Source organism: Helicobacter sp. T3_23-1056, from assembly GCF_053654535.1.
This window is the reverse complement of record NZ_JBSIUU010000060.1, coordinates 1-3,300: the sequence shown is the minus strand read 5'-3', so window position 1 is coordinate 3,300 and position 3,300 is coordinate 1. Positions and strand designations below refer to the sequence as shown.

Here is a 3,300-nt window from a genome sequence, read left to right as displayed (position 1 = left end):
TGCAGGTTTTTCAAATGCGAGTTTTTTTAACCCGAGTTTTTAAATGCAAGTTTTAAAACGCGAGTTTTTTAAATGCAAATTAAAAACGCAGGGTTTAAAAGCAATTTTTTGCATAGATTTCACGCCAATGTTGCTAAATCTTGCTAAAAAACCTTGCAAAACCTTGCAAACAAAACTTCAAAAAACTTTGTAGATTTTGGGGTAGATAGATAAAATCCAAAAACCTTAATCTTTGACAAAGCGTCAAAATCTAAGGCAAATCCTAAGGAGACACGATGAAAACGACACAAACAAACATACAAGGCGTAAAGCAAGTCGCGCTTAGCAATAGCGCAAAAACGAGAGAGAGAGAGAGAGTAACTCCGCGCTAAATCTCTCTAGCCCTCAATCTTTAAATTCTCACAATGACAGAGTTTCCCCCTCCCTTGCGGAGGGGGCTAGGGGGTGGGTTTCTTGTCATACTGAGCAAAGCGAAGTATCTCAAAATACACAAATAAACAGAGATATTTCGCGCTCACGCGCTCAATATGACAAAGAAAATTATGTCATTATAGGCAAGGATTCTACTTCCGTCATTGCGAGCAAGTCGCAAGACTTGCGTGGCAATCTACAATGCAGAATAAGCAAAGTAGATTGCGAGATTCTGCAACTTTTGACAAAGTTGCAGAATCTCGCAATGACGGTAATGCAAATTCTTTCAACGACAAAATCGCAAAATCTCTCAATGACAAATCTACCCACCCCCAAACCCCCTCCGCAAGGGAGGGGGCTTTAAGAGGCGTTGCCACTTTTGCAAGGGAGGGGGCTTATTTGGATTGCCACGATTCTACGCTACGCGCAGAATCTCGCAATGACAAGAAAAAACGCCTAGCGTTGTCTCTAGCCACAAGTGCGATTCTAGCTAGCCTTAGCATAGATAGCGCGGCGGCGGCGTGTAGGTTTTTTACGGAAGAGGGCAATCAGCACCTTACCTGCACGGGAAATATGTCTTTTAGTGAGTTATCATACGAAATGCAACTACGGTCGATTAACGCAATCACACGAAGCACGATAAATCTAGGCGAGGGAGGAAACACACTAAGAGTAGATGGCTCTGGCACAGCTTCTGCCACACTCACAGGCACAGGGCAAAGACTAGTGATATTCCGCGATACGCAGGCTTCTGGCGTTACTTTTGATTTTACTTTCAACAACCAAAGTGATAGCAACCACATATATATGTCGCTAAATCCAAACACAAGCTTTGGCTCTACCATAGCTGGGCTAAATGTCAAAGGCACTGCTAATGTCAATGAAATCCTAATCCGCTCTGGCTCAGCGATAATAGGAAACCTAGACATAGGCACAAGCGTAACAAATCTAAACATAACAGGTGGTGCTAGCGTAGGTGCTATCACAGGTAGTAATACCATCTCTAACCTAACCCTAAATGACGCCTCACTAGGTAGCAATATCATAGCCCCTAAGGTTAACAATGCCACTATCGGCACGCTAAATAGCTCCATAATCATCGCTAGTGATGCCAACTCGTGGAATGGTGTAGGCAGTATAAGCACGGATACAGCCAAGCAACAACACCTCTACTTCGCAAATGCTACAAATATAGATCTAGATAACGCTAGGCTTAGTATCGACATCGGTGCTGGTGTGCCTCAGACTGGAGAAACATACAAGCTAGAAAATCTAGTCATAGATGACGCAACTTCAGGCGGCGGCGTAGGTGGTTCAGTCCAAATTTCAGGTGCTAAACCAAGAGGGCAGAGTCTAACTCGTGCAAATATCACCTCTGGGCAGACTGCAGAGATACTATGGCAACCTGATGGTAGGTCATTTTACCTGCGCGCAGATGCTAGAAATAGCTACACGGCTAGCGCGTATCGCACTTTGGCTCTAAGCTATATGAGACGCAATGCTATGACGCAAAATGTGCTAGATACGATGACGACAAAGACTTTCCATAGCGATAGGTATTACAATCAAGAAGTAGAGCTAAGATTGCTTCAATATGATTTGTCTCGCTTGACAAATCGCTCTAGCAAATTCTCAAAAACCACGCGCAAAAATGCGGCTAAAGTCGATAAAGTGCGTGAAAAAATGGCTAAGCTAACGCTAGAGCAGTCTAAAGGGCAGAATCTAGATAAGGGCTATAACAACTATGAGCTTATCGACCAACTAGATGCGATATTTATCCCTTACACTGGGCGTAGAGATTGGCGTTTCTTTGCATTGCCCTATGCGACACATAGCTATGTGGATTTTGGTAGCTCACAAGCGATGGAATACGCAGGCGGGGCAATCTTTGGGATTCAAAGAAATCTTAGGGCTTCTGGGATATTTGGCGGGTATATGGGATATGAATTTACCAACACCGATACGCAACTACTCACAAACGACACGCGAGTGCAAACCCATAGCCTCCAAGCAGGGCTAAACTATTTTAAAACATTCTCTGTGCCTGCGAAAGTGTGGGAAGGCTTTATCAAAGCAAATATTCGCGGTGGGGTTGATTTGCCTATGCTAAATTTTAAAGCAATAGGAAGAACCATATCCCTAGAATCAACCTCACAGGGTGTGTCTATCCCGCTAATGTATAGCGTGGGAGCGGAAGTAAATGGTGGTATGACATTTTACCAATACAAGCGAAATAGCTATCTAAGCCCCGCAGTAGGACTAAGCTATGATATGCTATCTACCCTAGCCACTACTATCAACAAACCACGCGGTGCAAACAACTACTTGCCACTAGGACCTGATGAGCTGACTGGGACGGCGTATTGGCATCTGCCTGCGCTATCTGCTAGCGTGCGCTACTACAAAATGTGGGGAAATACTTTCCGCACAAACCTAAAGGCTGGCATAAAGTATAATATGCTAAATAAGCAAGTATTGCCACTATCGCTAAGGGCTGTAGATGGAAGCAAAATCGATGTAGCAAAAGAAAACCAAGAAATCACGCTTCCTGCGGTGTATGGGAATCTAGCGTTTGACTTTATCTGGATGATAAAGAAAAACCACGAATTGTCATTTGGCTATGATGGGCTTTTCTATGCAAGCACATTTGCCAAAAAGAACACCCCAGACGAACAGCTAAAATATCAAGGCTGGTTTAATGGCGTAACTACGACTTTGAACTTCAAATACGCGTATTGGTTTGGCGGGAGCGACTATGTAACCGACAAAGACGGCAACGCCGTAGCTAGAAGCATAGCCGAAGGTGGCAAGAAAAAATCTAAGTCCAAAAAGTCAAAGAAAAAGAAAGAAAAGAAATCTAAGAAAAAGGTTTATTACATTGATGGGTAA

General features: G+C 43.5%; 1 protein-coding gene. It reads left to right on the top strand.

Annotated features, from left to right (window positions below; translation table 11 throughout):
- Positions 1 to 612: 612 nt before the first annotated feature.
- Complete coding sequence (locus tag ACWIUO_RS13505; protein WP_454178407.1) at positions 613 to 3,300, top strand: hypothetical protein; 2,688 nt, start codon at positions 613 to 615, stop codon at positions 3,298 to 3,300.

What these genes read in the sequence shown, in the direction of transcription:
- ACWIUO_RS13505 (WP_454178407.1), top strand. Translation starts at nt 613, where the DNA reads ATGCAGAATAAGCAAAGTAGATTGCGAGATTCTGCAACTTTTGACAAA.